Source organism: Mesorhizobium sp. B2-4-17, assembly GCF_006441275.1.
GTDB lineage: Bacteria > Pseudomonadota > Alphaproteobacteria > Rhizobiales > Rhizobiaceae > Mesorhizobium.
Window position 1 is genome coordinate 1 of record NZ_VFUX01000073.1, and the last position, 1,521, is coordinate 1,521.

The 1,521-nt window shown below is 65.9% G+C and carries 1 protein-coding gene; it reads left to right on the forward strand.

What is annotated here, in order from left to right:
* Window positions 1-205: 205 nt before the first annotated feature.
* Complete coding sequence (locus FJ548_RS29680; RefSeq protein WP_181168954.1) at window positions 206-1,489, forward strand: IS4 family transposase; 1,284 nt, start codon at window positions 206-208, stop codon at window positions 1,487-1,489.
* Window positions 1,490-1,521 lie beyond the last annotated feature (32 nt).

Genomic DNA, 1,521 nt, shown 5'->3' on the forward strand with positions numbered 1-1,521 from the left:
GGCTAGCGTGCGCACACATCTGCTTCGGAGGGGTGTCAAGGGACGTATTGGCCGGGCGGCAGATGGGGCTTGAAGGGTTGGAATCGTGTGTGATTCTGTAGCTGCCATTGTTGATTCGGGAGATTTCGACGATGGCCCCGCTGCTTGGATACTTCGGCGACCTGCGCTTGCAAAAAAGGGGAGCATGGTGCTGGAGCGCATGTGCATGCGCATCAGCGCGGGCATGCGTCGGCTGGCCGATACACGCGCGGAACAGGTTGCGTTCACGCGGCTGTTTGGCAATCCCAACGTGACGGTGCAGGAGATCGTGCGCACGGCGGCGGCGCAAACGGCCAAGGCGGCGGCCGGCCGTCATGTGCTGATCATCGAGGACAGCAGCGAGATCAACTATCAGGCCAAGGCCTCGCGCAAGCGCGGCCTCGGATGTGTCGGCAACGGCAAGGATATCGGGCTGTTCGTACACCCGGCGCTGGCCGTGGATGCCGGCGACGGGTCGGTGCTGGGCCTTGCGGCGGCCACGATCTGGCGGCGCCGGGGGCAGAAGGCGGACGACTACCAGGCCCTGCCGATCGAAGCCAAGGAAAGCTACAAATGGATCGCCACCGCCACGGCGGCCCGCCAGGCGCTGACCGACACGCCGCTCCTCACCGTGATCGGCGACCGCGAGGCCGACATCTACGAGGTGCTGGCAAGGCTGCCTGACGAGCGCACGCATGTGCTCATGCGCGCCGTGCGCGATCGGGCGCTGGGGGAAGAGGGCGGCCGCTTGTTCGGCGAGATAGCCAAGACGCCGGAAGCCGGCCGCATCGCCTTCGATCTGCAGGCGCGTCCCGGCCGGCCGGGACGCAAGGTGCACCTGGCCGTTCGCTTCGCCGAGGTCACCTTGCGCCAGCCGCGCCTTGGGGCCGACCGCCGCGATCCGCGCGCGGTCAGGCTCAATATCGTGGAAGTGCGCGAGATCGATCCGCCTTCGCCCAAGGACGCGGTGATCTGGCGGCTGTTGACAACCCACACCGTCAAGACACTCGCCGATGCCATCGCCATCGTCGATCTCTACCGGTCGCGCTGGACCATCGAGCAGTTGTTCCGGACCTTGAAGTCGCAGGCCATCGATCTGGAGGAAAGCCTCATCGCCGATGGCGATGCACTCGAACGTCTGGCTGCAACCGCGCTGATCGTGGCCACCAGGGTTATGCAACTCGTGCACGGGCGCGACGCGGCCGGCCAGACCCTCAGGGCCACACGCCTCTTCAATCCCGCCGAGATCGCCGTTCTGGACGCGCTGGTCGCCAGGCTGGAAGGCAAGACCCAAACGCAGAAGAACCCGCATCCGCCACACACGCTCGCTTGGGCGGCCTGGTGCATTGCCCGGCTCGGCGGCTGGAACGGCTATCCAAAGGAGCGCCCGCCGGGCCCGGTCACCTTCAGCAACGGCCTCAAACGCTTCCACGCCATTGTTGAGGGCTTCGTCCTTGCAAACCCATACTGACCACCGCCAAATCAAATGTGTGCGCACGCTAG